Source organism: Vibrio sp. 1078-1 (assembly GCF_033340475.1).
The window spans coordinates 78406-103648 of sequence record NZ_JAWOWM010000014.1 but is presented as its reverse complement, the minus strand read 5'-3'; the positions used below and the strand labels follow the sequence as shown (position 1 = coordinate 103648).

Below are 25243 nucleotides of genomic sequence, written 5' to 3'. Positions count from 1 at the left end.
ATATGATGAATGATATTCTCAAAAGGTATAATATTCTCGAAAAGTATAAACAGGCGTTCCTAACTTCTGACTTTTATAATGACCAAAAAGTTTTAGCACCGGATGATTTAGTCCCGATGATAAGAGGGTTTCTCCATGCTAATGGGGAAGATTTATTAGTGGACAATCACACTAATATCTCTGCGTTCGCCAAGTCAGTCTTTGCGGAGACCAACCAGGAAAAGTTCGAAAGCTTCTTAACCGAACTAAAGTTACTTGTAGACGAGCTTAATTTAGACTTTAGAGGTTCTGCCGACATACCTAACTATGACAATCTCTCTATCACGCTTAGCTTCGACACAGCAAGCGAAGACCAGATTGATAGATTGATCCGTTTCGTCAGAAATAACCTCACGAATAATTTCCGAGCATCAGGCCAATACCCTTTAGCTGTATGGAAAGCTTTCATTATCTCCTCAGATTGCTGGTCGGTAGAGTTCCGATTCTCACCGAGATGGGAATTTAAAGAAGATATCCAAGGATAGAAGATTTAGAGTTAATGGTGTTAAATGCTGGAGGACATTATCAGTATTGGCAAATCAACTAACTAGGAAGATCTATGCACAAGGTGACTACGATATTAAAAACAAACATTGGGAACGTGGAAGGTTACTTAGATGAGAGCGGTAGCCTGTTTATTCTGAACCCGCCTAAGATTGAAAATCGCAAGCTTGCTCACTTCCTCCCAACACCTTCACAACGTTCAAAAGATGATGTGGAACAAAACCCGAATAACTACCTAAAGGTCGAGGAACCGAGTGAGTTCGAAGGGGTTTGGGAAGTGAGTGGACCAAATGTAGGAAAAGGGGATGCGTTCACACCTTATCCTTTTATGTTTAAGAGAGTAAGCCCCCCATCTGAAGGTAGTTAATACGGCACAACTATATTTTGGGTGGTTTCTTAATTGTCAAGATAAATATTTTTAGGTGCGGTTATTTCTAAATCGAATTAACAAACCGTAATTTGGACTTATAGACAGGGTCTTATTCAGTTAGTTAGTGTTCACTGACTGATATTTTGAATTTTGCTATTTATCCACAAATGATCCTCGAACTGCACCTTGATAAACTTTTTTTATCGCACTATCTTGATACCCGTGAGCTCAAGTAGTTCAGTGCATGGAAGCAAATAGTAGCTGTGCTTAGTTTCTTTCGTGATATTAAACTGGAGCTCAAAATCACTTAAACCCCACCATAGGCAGGGTTTAAGAGAGAAGCCAAATCGAGTAGCTGCAACTACTCATTATGGCTGCTGGGTATCATTCTCGACACCTGACACACGAGACTATAGATCACCAGTAGCCTATTTGGCAATTTTCTTGTTCAATAGTTAATGGTGATTAATATGTACCCACAAAGGTTTATCTATCTGATTATGAGAGTATGGAAAGCAATGGTCTCGGTATTCAAACTCAATCCACACATATGTATCAAAGGGTTAATGTATCTAGTCGAGTTTTTTAGAGACTAATCCATTTGTATGTACACACTTCTTAAGGTGTGTACATTATTTAGACAAAAATGTTAAGTCCGTGTGCTCTAACTTCTTATACACATTTGGGTATTGGGCTCGAGAAATCTTTAAGTTTAAAAGACCTTGGGCTATTTCATCACTTTTAAATTCGGAGAGGTCAAGTTTACTTTGCAAATATCTACCATAATCAAACATTCTATTTACCTTAGCTTGTAATACTCCCAGCTCAACTAGTTGATATTCCGCATCTTCTCTCCAACTAGGCCTACGGCTCGACTGCTTATTCTCATATTCATTTTCTACTCTAGCGGATAAGTACTGAGTCTTACTTAGTATTTTTGCCATTACCAGAACAACATCTATGTCTGCGTTTTCCATGCATTTTGTGAATATGGCTGTTGTATTGGCCAAATCTAGTTTCGGTGGTACAGGCTTCTTACCTGTTCTTTTCGGCATACCTTTCCAAAATTCAATTGATTCGGTGTAGAAGCTAGCCATCTCAGTTGTGTATTTAGTTAAGTCAGACAGAGTTTGAGGTAACAATGCTCTTGCTGCTAAAAGTTGGCTCTCTCGATTCTGTTCTTCGTGATATTTAGCTGCATAAACCGCCAATAAGCTTGCTGTAAAAGCAATCATTGCTGCATTCAGAGTTTGCCAATGAGACCAAACTTCTTGGACATATGACCAATTTCCACCACCATCAAACCATGGCTTTAATATCATCATCACGAAATACACCCCGATCAAAATACAACCAAAGGTAGAAAAGTATACTCTTACAAAAGTATCCAAGAGAGTTTTGGGAGACCCCATTCTTTTCTGTATTGAGCTAAGAAATTCAGTACTGATACCGATAACTTTGCGAAGATAATTGGCCCCATCACGAAGCTTCTCTACCCCAGATAGTTCTTTATCCATGTTGTACCACTCCTAGTAAACAATTTTTTAAAGCTTAAGGTTACCAAATTGTACTCGTTTCTATGCATAATGAGCGCGATACTCAACCACAGTCAACTAAGAGGTTCATAGTTTCGTGTCTATGCTCTAGATAGCCGATTAGGTTGAGGAGCTCTCGGAAGGAATTAGACCAAGCGTAAGTAGTAAGCTTACGCTTGTTAGAAGAGTTCTTAGTGAGGATTAGAGACGTTCTTGGTCAATGAGTTGCTCTAACGTATTTCAAATGTATTCCCGTAGGAGTGATATTGGTTAAATCTCGACTGTATACATACCCATACTTTTGTAAGAGGTCAATTGAGTGATACGTCCAGCCAGCGGCAAAGGCTACACCAGCCAAGGCAAAATAAACACAGATTTTATTAGCTAGCTGCATTGCGCTTTGAGAGTAAACTTCATTAATTTTTTTTCCGCACAACATAGCTTTTGGGGCCATAAAAAAAATACAACCTAACGCCCCTAATAATCCAATCGGCACCCACAGAGTTAGAACGGATAGCTGAACAGTGTCAGCTTTATTCAATAGTTCAAGATAGTCTCTATAGACTACATAAGATGGATAGCCCCAACAAATTATCCCAAACAAAAGAACAAAGATACCAGCCAAACGTAATCTTGTTTTATGTGACATTCTCAAGCATCCTTACGACTTGATTAGAAACTTTGTATTCACCCCAAACAACCTCAATTAAGACATATGTTGCTGTAACAAATAGCGCACCAACCATTACGGGAGCTCCCAGAGCTGCCGTAGCAAATAACAGAACTTCACCAGCTGCTGTTTGCAACATGAATTTGAACATATCGGCACCTACATTGCCAAACCAATCCACTAAGTGATAGTCGTCTTTAAAAACTAAGTCGCTGGTGGCTAGACTAGCGGACACCACAAAGGTTAAGGCACCCGCACCCTTGAAGTTTGCAGTTCTAGATTGAGGACTAAAGCCTGCTTGCACCGACTTAAATGAATTTAGAGGGTACTTCTTACCATTCATATTAAGCCGAGTACCATTGACAAACGCATGCCGTAGCACTTTGCCATTCTCGTTTGTCCCTGAAAATGCGACAAATAATTTACCTCGACTTTCTACCAAATCAGCTTTAACGCCTAGATCGCCAAACTGTTTAGCAATTGATATCGCATTAAACATAGGCTCTGTGTGATTGAACCAAGACTTAGCGGTGTTAATGCTCAAGGCGATAGCAGCGACATCCTTACCAGACTCCAGCCAAACGTTATGTAATATTTTATGTGCATCCTCTAAATCTGTAATTAACACATGCTGGTGGTTTTTAGCCATTTCATCCCCAAGTGAACACTGTAATCCTATTGAGTCACTGAGAAGCTGAGGAGCATTCAATCCTAGAGAAGTAGGTCCTAACCCTGCTTTTTCTCTATCTCTAAGAACCCTCTCACGATTTTCTGCCCATCTTTTTTCATCGCTTGCTGAAGGAGTTAATTCAGCTCTACGCTCTCGTTGCTGACGAGCGAAGAGCTCTTTTGTGGTTTCTCGTCTTTCTTCTGGGGTAACAGGGGCAGATTCATATCTCATAGGATCATACTTACACTATAAAAATATGATTATATCAATATTTTCAATACGTTATCATTATCAACAATGCCGATTTACGCTTTAACTGCCAGAAAAGCCATTATGGCTAGTTAAATGTTCACATTGAAACCTAAATCACATCAACTTGAACTCAAGTAGAAAGCTTTTAAAGAATAGTTCCCAAATTGGTATGTAATTTATGATATCGATACTATTCATCTCAGACCACTGAGTTGCTTTAATGTGTATGGTAACCGATCGCTGATGGATAGTAGTCCTTCCATAATGGCACATTCTCGTGTTGAACAACTTTCCTATAGTGGAATACCTTACCCTGCTCGTTGCACCAATTTTTTAGATACATCTCAGGTAAAAAGTGATTGTCTTTTTTTACGCTCAATGAAGCCTCCATTTTCTCTTTTAACGCTGCATTATGGTGCTACAAAACCTTACCATACCACCGGGCTTATACCTTACTACTCGAATCTATAGTGCAATTACAGTGTCTCTCCTTGCTCATGAATCGTATACTCAAAAACCTATGGTTCACAGATGTGCACCAGGCCATCTAACCATCCCAATAGCTCATGCTCTTCCTTACATTGCACCAGTACATAGCTGGATATATAATTACTGTATATACATACAGCAGTCAGACGTGTTTTTAAAATGGGTGTTTTACAAATATTTGATCAGTCAATAAATTGCGGCATAACAGGCTTTGAAGACCCAACAAGCGGGAGTGTCCGTAAATCCCTGTCATTGTCAAAACAGCTAGTTCATCATCCTAGCGCAACCAAATTAACTGTTGCTCATCAAGATGTACCTTACTTCGGTATTTCAGATGGCGATTACCTGCTTGTTGACTCAAGCCTACAACCTGAAGCAAACGACTGTATTTTGGTTGAATACCTTGGCGAAAACGCTCTTGTGTCATTTCAAGAGATACAAAAGCAAGAAGATATTGTAGTTCAAGGCGTTGTATCTGCTCGTTTTCATTGGTACAGAAAAGGCCATTCGATACCTATACATAACTCATTGAAAGAGTTCGACCTTCATGAGTTATTAATACCTCCTGAGCAACAACATACATGTGTATTGATGCGTGCAAACGGTAAGTCTATGTTACCAATCATTGATAACGGAGATTTGCTACTCCTTAACCGCAGCCTCTCATTTAAAGAAGATCATCCCGTTATCATGGCTTTAAATGGTGAATTGGTATGTAAGAGGTTGAACAAAAGACTGAAAAAAGCATACAGCGACAACCCAAAGTTCAGATCTGTTTATCTATCATCAAGTGACGAAATTCGCATTTACGGCTGTGTCTCTATGGCTATCCGAATTTACCGGAGAGAACTTCGTGGCCGTTAAATCATTCGCACTAATAGACGGAACGGGATTTTATGCGCACAGTAGTGCTCAATTTCATCCTGGTTTAAAAGGGAAACCAGTACTCGTGTCAGCAGGCCAAGGTATTAGTATTGCCGGAGCAAATATAAAGGAATTTGGGATACCCAAGTTCTCTCCTATTTGGGAAATCGACTCTAAAGTTGCCATGCATCATGGCGCAATATTTAAGTGTAATTTTAATACCTTAGGGCAGATATCTAGGAACTTTAAGCAATCACTTATAGATGTTTCCGAGGGGCTACCCATTTTTCATTACAGCGTCGATGAATCTTGGGTGGAGACTACGGAGCTACTGAAGAATGGCATTGACCTGGAAAGCGAAGCTTGGCGTTGGCGTGAACACATTTGGAAAACAACGGGGGTTCCTACAGGAGTCGGGATTGGTCCTAGTTTAACTCTTTCAAAACTGGCTTCGTTTGCAGCCAAAAAACTTCAGGGTAGTAACGGTGTATTTGTCATTAGTAAAGACAATTTGATTCAGACATTAGAAAAGGTACCTGTTTCAGAGGTTTGGAACGTAGGCAGGAAGCTATCTAAACACTTTTCTCATATGGGCATTTATAGCGCGTTAGATTTAGCTCGCCAAGATCCTAAAAAAATGCAAAAAGCCTTTTCGATTTCCGTCGCCAACACGGTCCATGAGTTAAATGGCACACCTGTCTACAATTGGAACGACACACGACCTAAGAAGCAACAAATTTGGTCCACCAGCTCATACCGGGACCGCTTACAATCAAGGGAGTCCATAATGTCGGAATTATCTCTTCACCTTGCAGAAGCATTTTTTAAGTTACGAGCGCAAAAATCAGAAGCCCTGGCTATAACAGCATTTGTGTCCACATCCATACATGACGATCCTCAGGAGCAGTTTAAGGCTAGCCGGAGCATACACTTAAGTTACGGTGTATGCGATACCTCTGTAGGTCTAAAGACGTTGAGAGCTATTCAGGGTGACCTTATTCCTACTCAACCGACAAAAACGCGCATTTATAAAGTTGGAGTTGGCCTTACTAGTTTAATCGACGCAGAGCACAAGCAAGCAGATCTATTTGAACATGATGTTAATAACCATAAATTAAGCAAAGCAATCGACTGCATTAATACGCGCTTTGGGAAAGGAACAATAGAATTTGGAGCACGTACAAAGCGGTACTCAGAGCGACCAGGGAATGTAAAGTTGCTAGAGCTGGAGAATTATTTCAGCGATTTTAATGAGCTACTTGAGGTTAAGTGTATCTGAATGTATTGGGTTGTGTGAATTAGTGAGAATGCAATCTGTCAGTTTGGTCTCCTGAGGGTGATAAAATCTGACAGGTTGTTCTATATTGCTTCTGCCCTATTACGAGTTTAAGCATTAAGGTAACGCTTTTTCTGCTTTTCAATCATTTCTTTATACAGTTTAAATCCGCGACGAATGCTCTCATCGGAAAAGCCAATGCCATACCCTAGGTCAGAAAGTTCAGCAGCGAGGTTTTGTTCCAACTCCGTGTAGGTTAGTTTTTTAGGGTTGATTGAACGGTCTTGGTGTAAAATCATTCCACAAAGGTAGTTTTTAATCTTACTGCGTGGAGGAGAATTAAGGTTGTTGGACTGATACAAACTTATTGTTTCATCTATTTTCCTGCCCCCGATAGATTCTAGCAGCTTGTTTAGATTAATAATCTCTTCTATTGAAGTAGCGCATTGTATTTCAGCTCGGATATTATTTGCTTGAGAGGCATATAGGGATTGTTTAAACCATGCCGTTACCCACTTTATCTCATTGTCGGAAAGAGGCCTAGAAACATCAACACTCATATTGACCCAATCAATAAGTTCCACTTTGTCTGATGAACCGCAAAACTCAAGAGCCATCCAAGCAGAGAGGTGCTCTTCTTCAACTGTAAATTGTCTTTCCTCATTTGCTAACGTCCGAGATAAAGCTTCCTTTGGAACCAGTTTTTTTCTGGTAGAGTTATCCAAACCAAAAGACTCACGATAGAACTGATGAAGCGTATATGGCGCACTGTAAAAACAAAGCCCTTCACTCTTTTTCTCAAAAGGGAGGTGGAAGTAGTGCAAGGCTTCTCTATAATCATAAATACTAAAGAAAAGTGTTGGCGAATACCTGTGATAAAAGGTGTTTTTATATTCTCGAATAGGAGACAATGCGGTGACAAATTGCTCATCAATCATCTGAGCAATGCTAACCAAATCAGGTGATATTGTTTGCAGCTCTTGCTCTAAATTCTCACCCTCCCAATTCTCAGCCTCTAATGCCCTTTCTACTTCATGCTGTAAACACAGAGTGATATCTTTAACCCAAAATCGATCGGAATGGTTTAGATCAAAATAATAGTCGCTAAACACAAATGCATGAAAAGGACCATCGATGATCTTGTCTGGTTCTATGTCACTTACTGAGAATGCAGTTTCAAGCTCAACCCTTTCTAAACATGTTTTAGATGCATCCAGAAGAAGACCGTATGCTTGTTTATAAATTGCTACATCTTCAGGATAAAGCTCGCATATTGCTTCTCTGTAAGCCTCTTGGCAAATAAAGTCACAACAACTGCTTTCTGAACTTCTTTTAAATCCGGCAATTAGCTCTCTAGACACAACCTACACTTCCAACAAAAAAACAAGTTCAAACCTAATCTAATTTACCTTTTTTTTCAATGACTCCTATCGAGTTACTGATCCGTTAGGTTATGACTTTTCTAACACCAAACTGGAAATTAATTCTTTATATTCAATATGTTCTGTTTAATGGAATCTATGTATATCACAGACACATTTCACACCCATAATCTCAACGAATTGTCAAGGTCAAGAATTAATGCGTTTGTGCTACTGTCCACGGCTTTTCCATAAGATAAATTGGTTTCATTCATTCAAGGTAAATCATTGCAATTTAAGGAGAACTAATGAAATCAAATGTGCTCCCCTTTAAGGGAAAGCGAACGTCTAAACTTGAGACAGGTCAAGAACCACAAGTTACTGTACAAGAGCTCGCGCCCAGAGAGTTGTTTGATATGGCTTTTGGCGATGAGCAAGGGCGAACAAGGCTAAGAGAAATGAAGCGGAGGGAATATGGGTTTAGTAAATAATCAAAGTACTGAGTATGAGCAGTACATCGACGAACAAGAAAAGCTAGTCGGTTTAATCAGAGTGACTGGGGCAAGGATGTACGGCTATGGGTATGACGATGCTGTAGAAGACTGCCAAGACAGAATCAACATGCTTGAAAATGAACGTGAGTTGTTGGAAATCACGGTACATGAACAAGAGGAAAAGTTAAGACAAGTAGGCTCTCATTTAGGTGCCGGGCTCAGTAAGCTTAGGTAATCAGGTCTAACGCTGAACGCACCCCAAAAGCTATGCCATCCAGTCCATATTATTTTTTAGTCAGTTGGTCATTAAGTGAGAAGACCAACTGACTAATTTGGAAAAGTTCGAATTACACTTTGCGAGTCTACTTAACTAATTGAGGGAATTTCAATCATTATGCTCTTGTTATAGCAATCACCTAAGATAAAAAAACCAAGTAATAAATCAGCACTTACTGCCTACCAGTGCTCTCTTTATAGTCTGGGAACCTTTCCTGATATTGTTTTGCAATAGAATGATAGCTATCTTTTTCTGTGACAGCCCGGCCCCCTTCTAAAAACAAAATATGCCTCACAGGTATACGTTCACTGAGTAATTCTTCTAGTTTACTAACATCGAAACTTTTGCCCAATTTGCATTTGCAAACCGTATTTACTAGGCCCCCCATTGTGGATACCTTTTGCCACTCACGAGCAAGGGTATCAATATCATTATCAGTCCAAACTTTCGGATTAGGAGGTGTACCATTATGGTAGAATGCAAGATGATGGAGAATACAGGTAGACCCCTTAGGATTTCGGTCACCTATAGGTGTACCATTTGGTTTGCTGGAATAAAACTGCTCCCATACAACAAATCCTTGTTTGTTAGGTGCTACCTGACGGGCTATCTGAGATGAAAAGTGAGAGATAGGTGGTTGATAATTAGGTTTCAGATAGTCCCAATTTGGCCGATCACTTTTTGCTTCAAACAAACATAGTTTCCCGACTCCCTTGTCATAATCAATCAATAAAACACAAGCATCAACGCCCCATGCTTGCTCTTCATTTGATTTCAACTTCTGTGAAAATGCAGCTGATTTTAACGGTAGCCTAGCATTAATCCTATTACGAATTTCTGCAGTTAGGACAGATGTATATTCATTTTCACTAGAAATGATACCTATACTAAAATCGGTTCGAAGATCAACATCAACCTGATTGATCAACTTTTCTATCAACTCTCTCGTTTCTCTGTCAAATAGTGCCATTTACTTACTTCTCCTAATTTACTCATCTCGATAGAATTATGATTGGCGTCTCTTTTTAAAACGGCCTGAGCTACTTCTTTTGTTCTTTTGAAACTCTCTTGCCAGTTCAAAAATGTTTTGTGAGCAACGTTGTACAGAATGAAACGGATGGGATTCTACGAATCGTAACTTGGCTCTTGTGATGGCGACATACATTAGATTCAACTCATCTCGAATTTCGTCTTCTGTACGCTCGATTAATTTCAATTGGTCACAAAAATCATCCCCTAGCACCACCTGGTCAAACTCTAGGCCTTTCGTTCTGTGGCAAGTTCCTACGACAACTTCAGCAGCCTCAATATTATCCACTTTAGAACGCTTCAAGTTCTCATAAATATCAAACAAACCAGTATCATATTTAGAGACAAGTCTGAGGATTCTAGCCATATCGATGTTTTTCGTTTTTTTTGCAACTTCTACGAAATCTTCGAATGTAGTAAAATCACGCTTAAAGTCACGTGAGCGTATTTTATCGTACTGCTCTAGCTTCAAGTAGAGTAAATCAAAGAGCTCGTTAAATGGATAGTTATTAAAACCTCCAGTCCAGTAAATGCTCTTGCCACGTTCGTCAGCTTCTATCGCGACTTCAATCGTTAATACGATCGTACGGTTGATATAGGCTATCTGGAGATTTTCATCTAAATCGTTTTCTGAAGTTAAAACAGACTCGATAATGCCATTATCGGTCCCCTTAAGCCGTTCATGAACACCAAGTTGGTTCAGAAAGGCATTGGCATATGTAGCAACCTGTTCATTGAAGCGAAATGACTGGGTTAATGAGAAAACTTCGGCTCCACTATTTTCTTGAACTTTCAGTGCATCTTCGGCACCGCGATAACGATAAATTTGTTGCGACTCATCGCCACATACATAGACTCTCATATTAGTTTGAGCTTTCATAAAAGCTCTCACTGCAGGGTTAAGGTCTTGCCCCTCATCTACAAGTAGCACATCAAAATGCTCGCTCAAATCTACTTGGGCAATAGAGAAACCTTTTAGGTAACCATCGTGCGTCATGGGAACCGGACTTTCCAATAACTGCATTTCATTCCAGATTTGCTTGGCACTAGAAACTAGCTGCTCTTGAATATCCAATGATTTTTTATTTTTGGGGTTGTATGGAGCGTGTTTTTTTTCTATTTCTTGGTCTTCACTACAAAAATAGTTTTCTAAAGTAACCATAGTCCCGTTTGCGATGGACCAGTCGCACCTGAGGTGCTTTCTAATCAGCCCCATGCTGAGGTTTTCTGCAAACTTGTGGCGGTAGTATTTTCCTACGAATTGATATGCTAACTGATGGCCAGTGAGTGATAGACAATTGGGAGGTAAATTAGCGGCATCTGCGATCGGACGATTATAAGTAATATAGAGCATTCTTAGCTCTGGATATGCATTCGCGAACAATCTAAATAATGTAGTTTTACCAGTTCCTGCAAGCGCTTTGATCACAGCAAGCCTAACAGGTTTGTATATGACGTTTTGTTGTTCTAACGTTGGTTTCATTCTGCCCCCAAAGCCGTTTTAATATGGTATATTGTGACAGCAAAACAAAAAGCAGTCAACTATCATATATAATAAACCCCGGAAAATATCCAGGGTTTATCAATTAGTTAGATTTCAGTTTCTAGAGATTACATTGGTGAGGTTTTTCGAGATTAGAAACCGTTAGTGGCGTTAATTCATCGCTAAAGCAATGGTACTCATCAACGAAGTTCTTTTCACACATACGGTAGGCAAAGAGCTCATTACCCACATTTGGAAGCATAAGTTTTCCATTTGTAGTGTCTGTAACTAATTCAGCACCTGCCACATCTAATGAATCAAGGCTTGAAACTTTATAAACTTCTATTTTGGTGTTATCGCTAGTGACATGATCATTTAACTTAAACTCCCCCATTGAACAAACATCAATAGAACCACCGAGAGTATCTAAGTAAAACTCTACATCACACTCACCAGCTAGTGGACTTTTTAACGCTACCCCTTCCTCTGACAACTTTCTCATTTGAAGCATTGCCTCATATGCATTCAAAACACCATAGCCGCAATATCCATTGTCACAAGAATAATTAAGAAAACCACTTCCCGCTTCACCGACCATTGGTTTGCCTGTCGATTGTTTAAGAATGGTAATGATTTCTGTAGGAGTTAAATCGGGACTTTCGTTGAGCATTAGTGCAATTGTGCCCGTTACTAGAGGTGTCGAAAGACTCGTTCCAGCCGTTTCGGTGTAGTCCAAAGCTCCATCATTATTCGAATCAACGATTGTCGGCAATGAGAGGCGGTCACCATAAGCAACAATGTCTACGTTAACATCAAAGTTAGAAAACCCAGACTTATATCCATCTAATTGGTTTGAGCCTACTCCGATCACACCGGGACAATCTTTTGGTAACCCTGTTTCATAATTAACGCCTCGATTCCCTTGCGCTGCCACAAAAGTAATCCCCTTATCTTGCGCTACTCGAATCGCGTCTTGAACGTCACCACCACACATTGTGTTCCGCAACGTTAACGACATATTTATAACATCAACTGGCTCTGAAATTAGCGGTACACCAGGAACCTCTTGTCCACTCAGCCACTTGATTGCAGCAGTTAAGTCTTCAACTTTTGCTTCACTACATTTCAGTGCTCGAGCTGCAACCAATTCAACATCAGCTACACCTTTTACGCCATCCCCTTGAGGGTTGGCACCAATTAGTGATGCAACCATATTGCCATGACCTATATCGCAGTGTTCACCACGGTCAGATATCGGTGTGTCAAAATTTGCTGTGTAACCTTCAGTTCCGATAAAACTATATCCATCAACAAAAGGAAGCTCTGGAGTATTTAAAAAGCCTCCATCTATAACACCCACACGTGTCACGTTATTGGTTTTTGCAGTATCTCTGGCCTTAGAAATACTATTCGCCCCTTTAAGTAAGTCTTGGTCTGCCCAATAGGTATTTAACTGTGACTGGTGGTAACCAGTTGAGTCTGACATCGCTAAAGGATCGACTCCTTTAAATAAGATAGGTTCTGCAATGTTCGCATGAGCATAACCGTTAAAAACTGCAGCGCTAATTAGTAGAGATAGGGTGATTTTGTTCATTCTATTTGTCCTTAAATGCTGCAATTGCCGTAAGTAGGGTCAGTTAAATTTTCAACAAACTGAAATTCAGGGTTGAACTTGAAAACTGACAGTTCAGTAAACTGACCGTAGTTCACATTACCTTTAAAGAATGAATAGCCTGTCGAAGAGGCATTGAAATCCACTGCTGGGAGTACACTCAGGCTATTCTCTTTTGCGGCAATCTTGTTCAGATGATCTATGTATTGTTTAGCGCTTGCGTTTAGTTCAGATTCAAAACTTGATAATGGATTAACAAGTAGAGTCTCTATACCACCATTATGCACCTTGCTTACTGCCAACTTGATGTCGTTTAGTTTGTCCAGGTATACCTGCTCATCAAATTCGGGTGTAAATGGGAGCTGACCATGACCCATCAATAAAAAAACCTTTTCATAAGCATGTTGGAGTGATTGTAGCTCCGAAAACTGCTTAATCTCTTCACTGTTATCGATGTACGTTGAAGCGACTTCAAGACGCTCATTAAGACTTGTGTTAACAATATCAAGGCTAAAGTTCGTAGATATTTGCTCGCTGCCATCTTCAAGTGTCAGTGTGAGGCTCAAATCACCTGAAGACTTAAGTAATTCATCTGCTGAAAGAATTAAATTCGATTTATTTACAGACCAATGAATATTTTTTTCATATTCACTTAGAGGAATTTGATTGAGAACCGACTGTGGATCTCTTACAGTAAGAGTGTAGTTATCTGATTTTGAGTTTGTTTCTAATTGGACGGTTATTGACTCCCCATTCTCCACTAGTGATTGAGTTGGATCTGTTACAGTAAGTACAAGTGACTTATCGCCACTACTGCTATTGGTGCCACCACCTTCTCCGCCACCACCACAGCCAGATAGGACTACTAAAATCGAGAGTGCTAAGTAGTTTTTCACTTCAAATCCTTTTTTTTATACGTAAATGACATAGATTAGTTTTCTAAATAAACCAGCGATTTCGCTAGTTTATTGATTGCTCTCAGATTATCCTTATCCAGATTCACGTTTTGAGCTTGCAGTTCAACTTTTGTCGTTAAGTTGAGGACTTAGAATGCTTTTTCATAAGCTTTTCTTTCAAAGCGGGCAATTTTCGCTCAGATGTCTCGTATTCGACAGCTAGTTCCAAGAGCTCATCATTACTAAATCGACTCGTTAACCCAACGATCGCTGCCAAGCCTTTTGACATGGCGCCTTTTTTTCGTGCGTTATCCACAACGCTATTACGAGTACCCAATAATGAATACACCCCTAACTTCGACATACCCAGCTTCAGGAGACGACTCTCCAGAGCATCATAATGCTTCACTTTACAGCGCTGTGACTCTGTAACGCTTAAGATAGGATTGTTTACACTCTGAGATAGAATGTGGATCTGTTGCTCTTTTGGCATTTTCAAAAGAAAATCAACGCATCGAATATGCGATTCCTTTACAGGTTCGTCGGGATTATTTTTGTACTTTTGAATCGCGACTTCATTTGAGCCAAGAAAATAAGCTAATGAGCGTACAGACTGCCCCTTTCTCCGTGATTGCAATTCATCAAAAGGTAATTTGTCTAGATTTTTCTGAAAGTCACTAAATAACATTATGCCTTTATGTTGCGGTTTTCCCGCAACATACCTTAATCTAATTAATCCGAGATAATATCTCTTCAAGAAGGACTTTGTCGTTTTCTAAGGCCTCTGTCGCTGACAATCTGCCCTGCCCAAGCTTAAGGTTTTTGTAAAGGTACCAAGTACCACGTTTGTCTATAATTCGAGCATCTAAGCCTAAATCAAGAACTTCACCGTAGTAATCGAAACCCTTACCAAACAATATTTTGGTTTCAGCTTGTTTAAATGGAGGGGCAAGTTTGTTTTTGACAACCTTAATCCTGGTTTCATTACCCATTGTACAATCGGTGACTTTATAGCTCCCCGTTCTGCGAATATCAATTCGCGTTGTAGCGTAGAACTTTAAAGCATTTCCACCTGTTGTTGTCTCAGGGTTTCCAAAACCACCAATTTTAAAACGAATTTGGTTTATGAAAATAGCCATGGTATTCGTTTTCTTTAGAATACCTGTTAGCTTCCGGCATGCTTGCGACATTAACCTCGAATGAAGGCCCATACTAGCTGCCCCCATCTCTCCTTCTAACTCCATTTTAGGACACATTGCTGCGACACTATCGATAACAATAATGTCTACTGCTCCCGATAGAGCAAGAGTTTCTGCAATAGACAGAGCTTCCTCCGCACTATTGGGCTGCGAAACATACAATTCTTCGCTATTAACGCCAATTAATTTGGCATATCCAGGATCAAGCGCATGCTCAACATCAATGAAGGCACAAATACTTTCTTTCTTTTGTGCTTCAGCAATGACTTCCAATGCCAATGTCGACTTTCCGGAGCTCTCCGGGCCAAAAATTTCATGAATACGACCTCGCGCTAACCCGCCCACTCCTAAAGCTTTATCAAGCTTAGGTGAGCCTGTAGATACGATGTCAAGATTGTTAGTTGTTGCTTCGCCCCCAAGGCTTTGCACAGCACCCTTGCCAAATTGTTTTTCAATTTGCCCTAAAGCAGCAGCAAGAGCCACGCTTTTAGGTGAAGGATTGCTGTTATTGCTAGCTATTGTAACCATAACTACCTCGCTCTGTTTTGTTATATATTATAGTTGAGCAAAGTGTTTGTCAATGGTATTTAATACCATATTAAATCATTTTATAGCTACTGTTTATTTCTGGAATGAGGTACTTCGGTAGGCATATAGGTAAGAATTGTATCCAGATTGATCAGGCTGTCATCTGGCTCCAGATTTCCGGCTTTTGACTCTATCTGACTTGCACTTGCATTATCAATTGGGCTAGGTAATAGCTGAATCCCAAGTACAATGCTAGAACACAGAAACCAAACAATGAGTATCGTCTTTTGCAAATTATCTCTACGCTTGTGCATCTCTAACCCTCCAATTTAATATCATATATTATAGATTGGTTTGTAAATTTTTCTATCTATATTCGGGCTTATATCGATATAGACGCAAAGTTGAGATATAGGGTTGCTCTTCAAACTTACTACGAGCTTTACTAGACCCCAGTCTTTTAGACTTTGGGGTAGACTCAATCGAAACCATAGAACCAATGAGTACCGTTCTCGCTGAATCCATATCGGTAGTTACAACAAATATTGGTAACGAAGCAACTCTTGAATGACTTTTCTCTCCCACTCCTGGTACATATCTAGTGATGTTCGCTTTAATACTTGTTGGACTTGGCGTCCGGTGCACAAGAAACTCCGAATCAGAAATCTCTGCAATTTTCTTAGAAACGATGTCAAAGCTATCAGAACCGTTATCAATGATTTCTTTAGCTAACTCAAGCGCTTCTTCTTTTGAGTATTTCTTTTGGTTACCCCACCCTTTTGATTCGTTATAAAAAACTATTTTTTTAGGTAGCGCCTCTTCTACCACCAGCAAGCGTTCACATTGTTTAAAGTGAACCCTTTGCATGCCTATCTCTGTTAATAATTTTCTTACATAATTCAATGCGGCAGTATTGCTTTTGCATTTACTCGAGGCCTTAGCTTCTTTTACAGCGTCTGAAAATGCCTTTTTGGCATGATTTACTTCTAGTAATTTGGGAACTACATCTTCAGGAATGAAGACCACTCCAGGTAACTGGTTTAACTCTCGTCCTGATTGGTATTCATCGTAAGTGATCGCCGTTATAGCTCTAATGACCGCTTTAATTGGTTTGATGTCAGAGGGATTGTTTAACTGAACGTTAAAGTACGTTTGCTCTAAGGAGTGAGCAAACGCATGAAGTGAGGATTCTAATGACTGAAGTTTTCGTATGACTGGCACACTGTGTAGTGACTTGGACACTCTTCTTCTCTCTCTATCATTTTGGATTGATTTGTTTCAACCCGCTTAGAGCCCCTTTGAGAATAGGTTGCCACCTTATCAAGGAAACCTCTATCGTTAAAAACAAAGTCAACATACTCTTCATACATCGGCAACCCAATTTTATTTTCCCAATATCTATAAGTAACTACTCTACCCCATGGGAAACTTTGGGTTAGTTGGGGCTCACCGAATATCTTAAATAGTTCAGTTTCAGTAGTTAACCCAGGATCAACTAAGTATGCTGGATTATTAGGGATTCTTGTACCACCAGCACCATATTCACCAGTAAAACCAAATACTGGATCAAGACTATCATTTTGAGCACAACCGAAAAGGGAGGCGCTCAACATTACAGCTAACATTAATTTCTTATTCATCATCTTTTCGTTTCGTCATGATATTGAGGGTTTGTTTTACAAAACTAAAATCAGGTACAACTGGCATAAATGCCGCTCTCATATACTGTCGAACTGTTCGATGTATTGAGAACAAGAACCGCCCAATAAAACTATCTATTTCCGATTCATTTAGTTCTTTGTATGTCACCTTAATTTGGAATATTGAGGCGACTACCACGACGCACACTACTGGAATTAACCAGTTAGGAACGAGTGTGTAGTACATATTCAACCCCCAAAAAATAGCCGCTATAACACCAAGTAATGGAAGAAGAGCAATTGCAGCAACCATAGGAAGCCTCCTGTTGTTTTATAATAGGTTACAGCATATACAATTTAAAATCCAATTCCTAAATTCATATCAGTGTCAACCTCTTGTTTAACTTTTTCGTCTACTTGTTTGCACTTGTCTTTTACTGGTCCAGAAAGCTTATTGAGAATTTCATTATTCACAGATGTATCTATAGTGAACTCATTAACTATATTACCAAGCTTGGCTTTAACAACTGCTGGTGGAGTTGCTTCAGCCCTGTCAACAGCTTCTATTTCAGTACTTATGTTAGAATGCAAAGATGGTTTACCTGTCCACGAACTTACCTCAACCTGCCTTAATATCTCAAGAAGGTCCTTGGGGTTTGCAGAGTACGGTAGGCTTAACTGACTACCTTCAAGTTTGGGTTCATTATTATTATCGAAAGTGATATTTAAGAGTTTAATGTGCCCATTGTTCGAGTACTTATGGATAAAGTCTTGTTTAGCTGCAATCTGCACCTCTGTAGATAAATTTCTACCAGCGTCTAAATTCGCTTTATAACCACGATACAGGTCAAACGACTGATGCTCATGTTCAACATAACCTGTTTTTCTAACGACCAAACCTTGATCAATTACTTTACCATCAATGAACTGGTTGAACTCTCCAGCCTTTTTAATCGCGTTTACCAGGAGCTCATCCACATTTAAAGAGGTCTCGGTAACCTTGCCTAATTTCTTGAGAACAGAATCCCTAAACCCTTGGAGCTTGTTAACCAATGAAACCTTAATAACTGGCTGTATACGATCAATATCTCTTAGATCAATACTTTCAGCCTTCATAGCTAACCATTCTTCCGCAAGGCTACGTCTATCTAGAGGCTTGTTTTCATCAAGGTGCCCATAGTTTTGTTTTATTGTAGCCTTGTCTTCAGTGGAAATGTTTTGCCAAACAGTCTCCATAAGGTCCACATACTCGGAGTTTGTGAACATCTTCTTAAATCCCAAGTGTACCGCTTCATGTGCAATAGTCTTTCGAAGTCCTGACTCATATGCGTTATGTTCACTTTGTAGATTCACATGCATTTCACCATTGTGGGCAACCCCAGCGAGTGTAGAGCTGTAACTTTTCAGATCATTACTAAGAAAGTTCATTGAATCTATCGTTTCATGTACACGAATCTTTAAGTAAGGGTGATTAGCCTGAATCTCTTCAAGAATCTTTATTGATTTGGGGATATCCAGCTCAGGATCTACTTGGGAAGTGGGAGCAGCACCTATTGTTCTTAACGTGTCAGGATTATGTTTTATAAAAGAATGTACAGCTTGAGCTTTACCATCACGCTCGAGCTCACTGTAAAGAATAGTTTTACCTTTAAAGCCTTCCTCCCTCAGCTTCTCTATTGCCAACATTTGATCGATAATTTCAGGCTCAGTTACTGCTTCAGGTAAAATGATTGCTCGAACATCTTTTATGGTCAGTTTTTGAATGGGGTCAGCTTTCTCAGAACCTATTGGCGAAAACCTTGTAGCCTCAGCTAGCTGGTATAATTCATTCGATAAACTATCGCTCAAAGCTTCTTGCGAAACAGGTTTGTTTAGCGATAAAGATTCCACTATTCTACTGAATACATCTTCCTTTGCTTTTGATACATCAATACCTTGGTCCACCGATAACTGGGATACTATCCCTTCAAATTTTTTAATAAGGTCCGCATAATACTCAGATGTATGGTTAGTTGGCCCAACAAGCTCACCATCCAGGGTCGCTTGTATTTTACTAAGGTCTTGGTTAGATAAATGTACTAATGCTGCCATCATCTGCGGAATAGTGACATTATTGGAGTTTTCAAGGAAGGCCATAGCTTCATGTTTACTTTTTAGTTCTACACTCGGCTCTAACTTGCATTCTAAGATGTTGTTTAATAACCAAGTATTGAAAGCATCCCTCTCACTGTACTCATCCAACTGCAAATTTAATTGTAATGATAGAGCTTCATGGTCTACTTCTGATTCTTTTGTATATACGTCTAGTAATTTTTCAAGGTGGTACCTTAAGCCCATTAATTCGTTTCGCGGATCTAATTGTTTGTATAGTGTTGTTGCAGTTTCGTCTAGTAACTCAATACTTTCTTTGGAGTCATCGAGCTGCATCTCATTCATAAACGATAAAACTTGTGATTTAACGGCGCTATCAATTTTGTCATTTAATGATTCCCCTTGCTCTAACAAAAACTGTTTAAAGTCTGGTTCAACGCCCTCAAGCTTTTGAGCAGTAGTGAACTTCAAGTACTCTTCAGCAATTTCTACTAAATCTAAATTCTGAATAAATCTTGCACCGGGTAGATTCTTCTTTGGCAAGTCTGCAAATCTTCCCTGGCTATATTGATAAGCTAAAAGTACTTCTGGTCTTTTACAAAGCTCCAGAGCAGACTCTAAACCATTTTCACTAATAGCGTTTTCTAAATTTGTTGAATCAATACCTAGATTATTTAGTGCTTCGAGCATGCCGGGCCACTCTGAAAGACGCTCCATATCCACAGTGAAGTTCGATATTAATGGGTTGTTTAATTTTCCTTGGGGTGTCCAACAATCAGACTGAGTGATCGTATTTTGAAAATCTACGATTAAATCGATACCTTGATTCGATTCAATGAACTCCTGGAAGGTATTCGTTTCTACCTTAAACCCCTCTCCACTTTTGACTTTATCTAAAAGTGAACTTAGGTTTCCATTTAAACTAAAGCTCGCAATGAGAGAGTTCTCATAACCATTTTCATGAGTCACATCCCAATCTTGCTGTTTCAAATGGTGAAGGGTGTAATAGGTATTGGCCATGCCTTGAGGCACTAGTTTTAAGGTATCTACCATCTCATTTGCTAATGGATGATCAAGGCTTAACTCTTTACCTTTAATTGAACCATTAGAAAACTCACCGTGTTCCATTAGGTTGTCTACAATACGCTCTCTATCTCGGGTAATGATATAGCTATAAACCATAATTTTAGACCTTGTTATTTATCCTCAAATGACATATTTACTATATTCCATAATCTTTATAAATTCGATTTATTTCAACTCGCGCGTGTGTTAATGTGGTATTTATACTGTGTAATTATCCTTCAGGTACAGCTCATGAAAATCTCAAATTGGCCATCACTCATTAAATGGATTATCTCTGTTGGACCAAAATCAGCCTCTACAAGTCAGCAATATATTACTTCACTGCAAAGTCGTGACCGAGACGCTTGGCGAAAACGAGTATCAAAGTTTAGCCCCAAATGTACTTTTGCTGGTGTTATTAGTGATGCAATGCACGAAAAAAGAGGCGGACTTGTAATTGGTATCGAGACTAAATGTGAAGGCAAGATAAATTTGTTGATCCCTAAAAACAAATGCAACGAAATGGATTTAGCGAAGTCGATACTATCTAATGCATCTATAGTTTCTATCACTTTCACTCCATACATTCATTTTGAGTACGGTCTAATTGGGCTAGTAGAAAGCATAAGTTCTTTATGCCACAACACAGAGAACCAAATATCAATTAAACCTAAACAATTGCCGAAAAATGCAACCTCGACCAACACTACTATCACTCAAAGTGTTCCTCGTTCCACCAATAGCTGGAACAGTTCGAGTGACGAGCAATTGATGAATTACTTGAGTCAAGATATTGGTTTGAGGCAGATAGCTTTACAGATGAACGTAACACCAAAATTCATTACAAATAGAATGCTGCAACTAAGCATAATTGACATTGACCAGTTCGCTGAAATAAAAAGGCAACTGTTAGATTTAGGGTGCTTTCAATAAATGGCTAATGCCACTTGATACCGAAGAGGATTAAACAAGTGGTAGTTTTGTAGAAATATCTATCGTAGAAGCAGCGATCAAGAAGTGCTTTGCTTGGTCAAAAACCTCAGGCAAAAACACTATCAAATGAACCAAACAAAGAGGAGCACCAACTTAGTAAATGGTCTCCGAACGGAGCACGGCTTTGAATGTCATATCACGTTTGACCTTGTTTTGACTCACAGCGTTCCGGCGACGGAACGCGATTCAATTCTTGTATAGCGCCAAATGAAAAATTTATATTAGTATCCCCGATGATGATCGTTCAGGCCTTGATATATAGCACTAGCGATTAAATAACCTGTCAATCCAAATACAGACAGAGCATTAGTATGTAGTGCACCATTGAAGTAAGTAGTGATTAGAGATGAAATAAACACCACTACAAAAATTAAAAGCGCTATCTTGAAGCCCCAGTCAACAAAGAAGTCTATTGCAGGACCAAAGCTCAAAGCTAGGTTGTTATTCTCCATTACATTCTCAAGCCTTTTCACAAGCTTCTCCTAGTTTTCTTTATAGGGTTTTCGAATAGATTTTGGCGCTTTGGGTAGCCCGTTAAGCATATCTATATGAGCTTGTTTCTTACTATGCCCTAGCTCAACTTCCTCTGCAATTTGGTAGACTCTTACCTTGCTAAACCCCCACCGATTGGCTAGGTGTGCTGTAGTCCAACCTTTTCGTTTATAGCACTCAATGTATTCGTCTTTAGTCACGGTAACAAGAAACCTATCTTTGTAAAGTATGCTTAACTATATACGTTAAGCATACTTTACTCAACAACTCAAGATTTTTAGTCTTCGCGTTTCACTAATAACATACTAGAATCTGAGTATTCGTTTAGTTTGCACATAGGCCAGCTCTTAATAATTTCGTAATTTTTTCTGTTGATTTCTAAAGGTACTTCTATCATCACATCAATGAAATGTTTACTGTTATATGGAGTAGACTGCCGATGTAATACAATTTCTAACTTATCTTCGCGTGGGATTGCAGTACTTTTTACATAAACACTCGGAGACACAACAGCCTCTACCGCGGTCCGTTCTCTCAAAAATACTAGCAATTGCTCTTTAATGTCGCTCATTATTTTTTCTCTATTTATTAATAGCTTAGCTTATACATTGTGTTTCTGTACACTCAGATATCTGACCATATACAGCGACAAAATCAACCTATAGATTCTGTTCGCACTGTATTTGACTTTTTTCATTAGGATTCTGTGATGAAAGCCTCAAATAAAAATGATAGCCTCAACATATCATTGATACCCATTAATTATCATTGACAGTCATCACCTGTTAATTGACAATGTGACTGTCAATTTTATGGAGAGTCACAATGTCATCAGTCACTGAATCCGTTTTGCAGAATTTGGAAAAAGCAAACGAGAGCGTAAGTCGTACCGAGTCAGAACGTCGAGCAAACATCCTTCAGCAATCGAAGGTTGTACTCGATGAACAGTTTGAAGTCAGCAAGGTCATTCTTAATCACTCAGTTCCACAAACCAAAATGAGCAAAATGTGTGGCTGGGACTCTGTCAACACGTTTAAGAAAAAGGAAGAAGATTGGGTGGAGCAAGGCTATCAACCACCTGAAATGATCCGTGGTAAGTATGCGTATTCGCCAGACTATATTCATGAAATTCTCGATTTAGCTGGTAAGCCAAAATGGTCTGATTTTAATCGTGGTACTCATATTATCAATGTACAGAACCAGAAAGGTGGTACAGGTAAGTCCATGACGACTATTAACCTGGCTCAGGCATTAGGTTTACAGCACCTTGAACGTATCCGCATTCTAATCATTGATTTAGATCCACAGGGTTCACTTAAATTGTTCGCTCAATCTAAGGAATACAAACAAAATGATCTGGACCAACTCACTGCCGTTGACATTATGACAGCGGATCTTGAGGGTAAAGATTCTCTATATCAAAATTTCGTGAATTATGGTTTAAGTCATGAGGATATTATTGATGAAGCAATCCTTAATACCTTCTTACCTAATGTTCGAATCATGCCAGCGTTTCCTGAGGATGAGCGATTTTCGTCTTTACATTGGCTCGGAGAAGAAAACCTAATTCCAAGATTAAAAGAACGAGTTATCGACCCTATTCGTAACCAATACGACTTAATCTTTATTGATACAGGACCTCAAATCAACCCGCTTACTTGGAGTGCACTGTACGCTTGTAATGGTTTGTTGGTACCAGTATCTCCAAAGGCTCTCGACTGGAGCTCCACAACTCAATTCTTGGATAATTTACCTAACCAGGTTCGAGCTTTGCCAGAAGGTTCAGAAGGTATTCGTTGGATTAAAATTGCCCGTACCAACGTCGAAGAAGAGAAAGACCGAGATACTGAGCTATCAAATCGTATCAAAGATGAGTACCGTTCCATGGTATTCAATAACTACATCATTCGCTCAAATGCTTTTGATACCGCAGCCAAAAATTATCGAACAGTACTAGATGTCGCTTCTAGCGAAGGTATTTGTATCCCTCGACAGCTACGTGACTCTAAGGACTCAGTAATTGATTTAGCAAATGAGCTTAAAGATCACTTAAAAGATATCGATTTATAAAGAGGGCACCATGTCAAGTCATAGAAGAAATGTCCAAGCTTATACACCAGGTGGTAATCGTACCTCGAAGTTATCATCAGATAGTGTTGCAATCACAACGAAAGAGGAGCAACTCCTTAACGAGGCAGCTCAAGCAGGAGTATCCGAACTAGAAATTGCGGTTGATGGCCAAGAAGTCTTGTTTCAACTGGTCGAAATTCCTTTTGATAAAATTGAAGCCGAAACATTCGTATCAGAGGATAATGTTCGAGATCAATCAATTATGTCTCGGCTGTCAGTTATAGATATTACCAACAAGATCTCTGATAAGGGTCAACTCTATCCCGGTCTTGCTATAAAACACACTGATTCACAAGGGGGTGTCACTTATGAAGTTATTGATGGCTCTCAACGCAGAAGCGGTTGTTTCTACAGTAAGCGCGGTTTTAAGATCTATGCTACAAGTCAAAATATTACACGCGAAAGTAAGCAGTCTTTATCTGAAGTAAGTAATACACATAGACCCATGTCTCTCTATGAGTTAGGTAAGCAATGGCTGAACCTCAAGAAAGAACAAGGTTTGAACAATATTCAGATTGCCACCGAGAAAGGCTATGACAAAAACTTAGTCTCAGCTGGTATAAAAGCGGCAGAGCTACCAAAATGGCTAATAGATGTCATTCCTAGTGTTCCTGATCTAGGAAGACCTTCAATAATTGAATTAGACAAGAAAATAACTAGCCTTTCTGATAAAGAAAAATCAGGCTTTGAAAATTTTTGCTCATCTTTATTAGAAGAGACAGAAAACCTAAGGCTTACAGCATTAAGTGCTAAACACGCCAACGCTCAAATCGTAAAAAAGATTCTGTCATACAGCTATGCCGAGCATGATGAGGATCAAGGGCAAGATGCATTGACAAAGCCAAAGAAACTTAAGAAGAAACTTGATAACGGCTCTGAAGTTCACGTAAAACATGACTCCTTGAAAGGTGAGTTCAGTTTCACAGTTAAAAATATAAGCGATGAGCAAAAGCAGCAGCTTGATCAGCTTTTAGGAGATTGGGGATTATCCATATAGTGTGGCGTTTATCTATCATGCTGAAAAATTGGGCATTTAACTGTTTATAGTGTCATTTTCTTTGAACTAAGCTGTAAACCTGTATATAATTCGCTTCGGAGTTAAATTGCCCCCAAGCGTTTATCTCTGTCCCCCTCTTACGCTTTTGCGTAGGAGGGGGTTCTTTTTTTCAAACCAGAAAATATACAACTCCCCCTCCCCTAATATCTTTACTTGATCAACTCCAAACTTGCGAAAATAAGCTTGTAGCCACAGAATTCTTTAGGCCAGTGTATCCTTTTACTGAT

Annotated in this window: 24 protein-coding genes; 8 read left to right on the top strand and 16 right to left on the bottom strand. The window is 39.3% G+C overall.

Going from position 1 to position 25243, the window contains the following annotated elements; genetic code table 11:
- Nucleotides 1-2 precede the first annotated feature (2 nt).
- Both R7190_RS20800 and R7190_RS20795 read left to right on the top strand, forming a co-directional pair.
- Complete coding sequence (locus R7190_RS20800; protein ID WP_025633985.1) at nt 3-524, top strand: hypothetical protein; 522 nt, start codon at nt 3-5, stop codon at nt 522-524.
- A 74-nt stretch (nt 525-598) separates the two neighbouring features.
- Entirely contained in the window at nt 599-910 is a 312-nt protein-coding gene (locus R7190_RS20795) for a hypothetical protein (protein WP_025633984.1), read from the top strand.
- Between the two features lie 635 nt (nt 911-1545).
- Here the strand turns inward: R7190_RS20795 and R7190_RS20790 are convergent.
- The 3 genes from R7190_RS20790 to R7190_RS20780 all read right to left on the bottom strand — a co-directional run bounded on the left by R7190_RS20790 (nt 1546) and on the right by R7190_RS20780 (nt 4019).
- Nucleotides 1546-2430 carry a hypothetical protein gene (locus tag R7190_RS20790; protein WP_025633983.1) on the bottom strand — a complete coding sequence of 295 codons (885 nt, stop codon included), beginning with the start codon at nt 2428-2430 and terminating at the stop codon, nt 1546-1548.
- A gap of 235 nt (nt 2431-2665) precedes the next feature.
- On the bottom strand, nt 2666-3097 hold the full coding sequence (locus R7190_RS20785) for a hypothetical protein (protein WP_025633982.1): 432 nt from the start codon (nt 3095-3097) through the stop codon (nt 2666-2668).
- Nucleotides 3087-4019 carry a hypothetical protein gene (locus R7190_RS20780; protein WP_025633980.1) on the bottom strand — a complete coding sequence of 311 codons (933 nt, stop codon included), beginning with the start codon at nt 4017-4019 and terminating at the stop codon, nt 3087-3089. Before R7190_RS20780 ends, R7190_RS20785 begins: the two co-directional genes overlap by 11 nt.
- A 669-nt stretch (nt 4020-4688) precedes the next feature.
- On the opposite strand from R7190_RS20780, the gene R7190_RS20775 reads away from it, so the two are divergent.
- On the top strand, nt 4689-5393 hold the full coding sequence (locus tag R7190_RS20775; protein WP_054574980.1) for a S24 family peptidase: 705 nt from the start codon (nt 4689-4691) through the stop codon (nt 5391-5393).
- Nucleotides 5383-6672, top strand: coding sequence for a hypothetical protein (locus R7190_RS20770; RefSeq protein ID WP_025633977.1), 1290 nt, complete (start codon nt 5383-5385; stop codon nt 6670-6672). The genes R7190_RS20775 and R7190_RS20770 overlap by 11 nt, the downstream gene beginning before the upstream one ends.
- A 107-nt stretch (nt 6673-6779) precedes the next feature.
- Here R7190_RS20770 and R7190_RS20765 read toward each other — a convergent pair whose 3' ends face one another.
- Nucleotides 6780-8030 (bottom strand): hypothetical protein, encoded by a 1251-nt coding sequence (locus R7190_RS20765; protein WP_025633975.1) that lies wholly within the window; start codon nt 8028-8030, stop codon nt 6780-6782.
- 474 nt (nt 8031-8504) lie between these two features.
- Here R7190_RS20765 and R7190_RS20760 point away from each other — a divergent pair, with 474 nt between their 5' ends.
- Nucleotides 8505-8759 (top strand): hypothetical protein, encoded by a 255-nt coding sequence (locus R7190_RS20760; protein ID WP_025633973.1) that lies wholly within the window; start codon nt 8505-8507, stop codon nt 8757-8759.
- Between the two features lie 214 nt (nt 8760-8973).
- Here the strand turns inward: R7190_RS20760 and R7190_RS20755 are convergent, their stop codons facing one another.
- From R7190_RS20755 to R7190_RS20710, 10 genes are all read right to left on the bottom strand, one after another.
- Nucleotides 8974-9771, bottom strand: a complete 798-nt coding sequence (locus R7190_RS20755) for a hypothetical protein (protein ID WP_025633971.1) — start codon at nt 9769-9771, stop codon at nt 8974-8976.
- Between the two features lie 36 nt (nt 9772-9807).
- Entirely contained in the window at nt 9808-11313 is a 1506-nt protein-coding gene (locus R7190_RS20750) for a 3'-5' exonuclease (protein ID WP_025633969.1), read from the bottom strand.
- Between the two features lie 121 nt (nt 11314-11434).
- A complete protein-coding gene (locus tag R7190_RS20745; RefSeq protein WP_077202322.1) occupies nt 11435-12907 on the bottom strand; it encodes a S8 family peptidase in 1473 nt (490 codons plus the stop codon).
- Nucleotides 12908-12918: 11 nt separating this feature from the next.
- Nucleotides 12919-13821 (bottom strand): hypothetical protein, encoded by a 903-nt coding sequence (locus R7190_RS20740; protein ID WP_025633967.1) that lies wholly within the window; start codon nt 13819-13821, stop codon nt 12919-12921.
- Nucleotides 13822-13957: 136 nt separating this feature from the next.
- Nucleotides 13958-14578 carry a hypothetical protein gene (locus R7190_RS20735; protein WP_148299822.1) on the bottom strand — a complete coding sequence of 207 codons (621 nt, stop codon included), beginning with the start codon at nt 14576-14578 and terminating at the stop codon, nt 13958-13960.
- The gene (recA, locus tag R7190_RS20730; protein ID WP_044129452.1) at nt 14550-15548 is read right to left on the bottom strand and encodes a recombinase RecA; all 999 of its coding nucleotides are present in this window, start codon (nt 15546-15548) and stop codon (nt 14550-14552) included. The genes R7190_RS20735 and recA overlap by 29 nt, the downstream gene beginning before the upstream one ends.
- Before the next feature lie 366 nt (nt 15549-15914).
- Nucleotides 15915-16790, bottom strand: coding sequence for a hypothetical protein (locus tag R7190_RS20725; RefSeq protein ID WP_138058891.1), 876 nt, complete (start codon nt 16788-16790; stop codon nt 15915-15917).
- A complete protein-coding gene (locus tag R7190_RS20720) occupies nt 16739-17191 on the bottom strand; it encodes a hypothetical protein (protein ID WP_138058892.1) in 453 nt (150 codons plus the stop codon). The genes R7190_RS20725 and R7190_RS20720 overlap by 52 nt, the downstream gene beginning before the upstream one ends.
- Entirely contained in the window at nt 17181-17501 is a 321-nt protein-coding gene (locus tag R7190_RS20715) for a hypothetical protein (RefSeq protein WP_025633960.1), read from the bottom strand. The genes R7190_RS20720 and R7190_RS20715 overlap by 11 nt, the downstream gene beginning before the upstream one ends.
- A gap of 44 nt (nt 17502-17545) precedes the next feature.
- Entirely contained in the window at nt 17546-20407 is a 2862-nt protein-coding gene (locus R7190_RS20710) for a hypothetical protein (RefSeq protein WP_138058893.1), read from the bottom strand.
- Between the two features lie 189 nt (nt 20408-20596).
- Between R7190_RS20710 and R7190_RS20705 the strand changes: the two genes are divergently transcribed.
- Nucleotides 20597-21277, top strand: coding sequence for a hypothetical protein (locus R7190_RS20705; protein WP_025633958.1), 681 nt, complete (start codon nt 20597-20599; stop codon nt 21275-21277).
- 281 nt (nt 21278-21558) lie between these two features.
- Here the strand turns inward: R7190_RS20705 and R7190_RS20700 are convergent, their stop codons facing one another.
- The gene (locus tag R7190_RS20700) at nt 21559-21810 is read right to left on the bottom strand and encodes a hypothetical protein (protein ID WP_025633956.1); all 252 of its coding nucleotides are present in this window, start codon (nt 21808-21810) and stop codon (nt 21559-21561) included.
- Nucleotides 21811-22106: 296 nt separating this feature from the next.
- Nucleotides 22107-22400: a hypothetical protein gene (locus R7190_RS20695; RefSeq protein ID WP_025633953.1), complete on the bottom strand. Its 294-nt coding sequence runs from the start codon at nt 22398-22400 to the stop codon at nt 22107-22109.
- 254 nt (nt 22401-22654) lie between these two features.
- Between R7190_RS20695 and R7190_RS20690 the strand changes: the two genes are divergently transcribed.
- Together R7190_RS20690 and R7190_RS20685 are read left to right on the top strand one after the other, a co-directional pair.
- The gene (locus tag R7190_RS20690; protein ID WP_025633952.1) at nt 22655-23899 is read left to right on the top strand and encodes a ParA family protein; all 1245 of its coding nucleotides are present in this window, start codon (nt 22655-22657) and stop codon (nt 23897-23899) included.
- Between the two features lie 10 nt (nt 23900-23909).
- Nucleotides 23910-24956, top strand: a complete 1047-nt coding sequence (locus R7190_RS20685) for a ParB N-terminal domain-containing protein (protein WP_025633951.1) — start codon at nt 23910-23912, stop codon at nt 24954-24956.
- Nucleotides 24957-25243 lie beyond the last annotated feature (287 nt).

What these genes read in the sequence shown, in the direction of transcription:
- R7190_RS20800 (WP_025633985.1), top strand. Translation starts at nt 3, where the DNA reads ATGATGAATGATATTCTCAAAAGGTATAATATTCTCGAAAAGTATAAA.
- R7190_RS20795 (WP_025633984.1), top strand. Translation starts at nt 599, where the DNA reads ATGCACAAGGTGACTACGATATTAAAAACAAACATTGGGAACGTGGAA.
- R7190_RS20790 (WP_025633983.1), bottom strand. Translation starts at nt 2,430, where the DNA reads ATGGATAAAGAACTATCTGGGGTAGAGAAGCTTCGTGATGGGGCCAAT.
- R7190_RS20785 (WP_025633982.1), bottom strand. Translation starts at nt 3,097, where the DNA reads ATGTCACATAAAACAAGATTACGTTTGGCTGGTATCTTTGTTCTTTTG.
- R7190_RS20780 (WP_025633980.1), bottom strand. Translation starts at nt 4,019, where the DNA reads ATGAGATATGAATCTGCCCCTGTTACCCCAGAAGAAAGACGAGAAACC.
- R7190_RS20775 (WP_054574980.1), top strand. Translation starts at nt 4,689, where the DNA reads ATGGGTGTTTTACAAATATTTGATCAGTCAATAAATTGCGGCATAACA.
- R7190_RS20760 (WP_025633973.1), top strand. Translation starts at nt 8,505, where the DNA reads ATGGGTTTAGTAAATAATCAAAGTACTGAGTATGAGCAGTACATCGAC.
- R7190_RS20755 (WP_025633971.1), bottom strand. Translation starts at nt 9,771, where the DNA reads ATGGCACTATTTGACAGAGAAACGAGAGAGTTGATAGAAAAGTTGATC.
- R7190_RS20750 (WP_025633969.1), bottom strand. Translation starts at nt 11,313, where the DNA reads ATGAAACCAACGTTAGAACAACAAAACGTCATATACAAACCTGTTAGG.
- R7190_RS20745 (WP_077202322.1), bottom strand. Translation starts at nt 12,907, where the DNA reads ATGAACAAAATCACCCTATCTCTACTAATTAGCGCTGCAGTTTTTAAC.
- recA (WP_044129452.1), bottom strand. Translation starts at nt 15,548, where the DNA reads ATGGTTACAATAGCTAGCAATAACAGCAATCCTTCACCTAAAAGCGTG.
- R7190_RS20720 (WP_138058892.1), bottom strand. Translation starts at nt 17,191, where the DNA reads ATGATGAATAAGAAATTAATGTTAGCTGTAATGTTGAGCGCCTCCCTT.
- R7190_RS20715 (WP_025633960.1), bottom strand. Translation starts at nt 17,501, where the DNA reads ATGGTTGCTGCAATTGCTCTTCTTCCATTACTTGGTGTTATAGCGGCT.
- R7190_RS20710 (WP_138058893.1), bottom strand. Translation starts at nt 20,407, where the DNA reads ATGGAACACGGTGAGTTTTCTAATGGTTCAATTAAAGGTAAAGAGTTA.
- R7190_RS20705 (WP_025633958.1), top strand. Translation starts at nt 20,597, where the DNA reads ATGAAAATCTCAAATTGGCCATCACTCATTAAATGGATTATCTCTGTT.
- R7190_RS20695 (WP_025633953.1), bottom strand. Translation starts at nt 22,400, where the DNA reads ATGAGCGACATTAAAGAGCAATTGCTAGTATTTTTGAGAGAACGGACC.
- R7190_RS20690 (WP_025633952.1), top strand. Translation starts at nt 22,655, where the DNA reads ATGTCATCAGTCACTGAATCCGTTTTGCAGAATTTGGAAAAAGCAAAC.
- R7190_RS20685 (WP_025633951.1), top strand. Translation starts at nt 23,910, where the DNA reads ATGTCAAGTCATAGAAGAAATGTCCAAGCTTATACACCAGGTGGTAAT.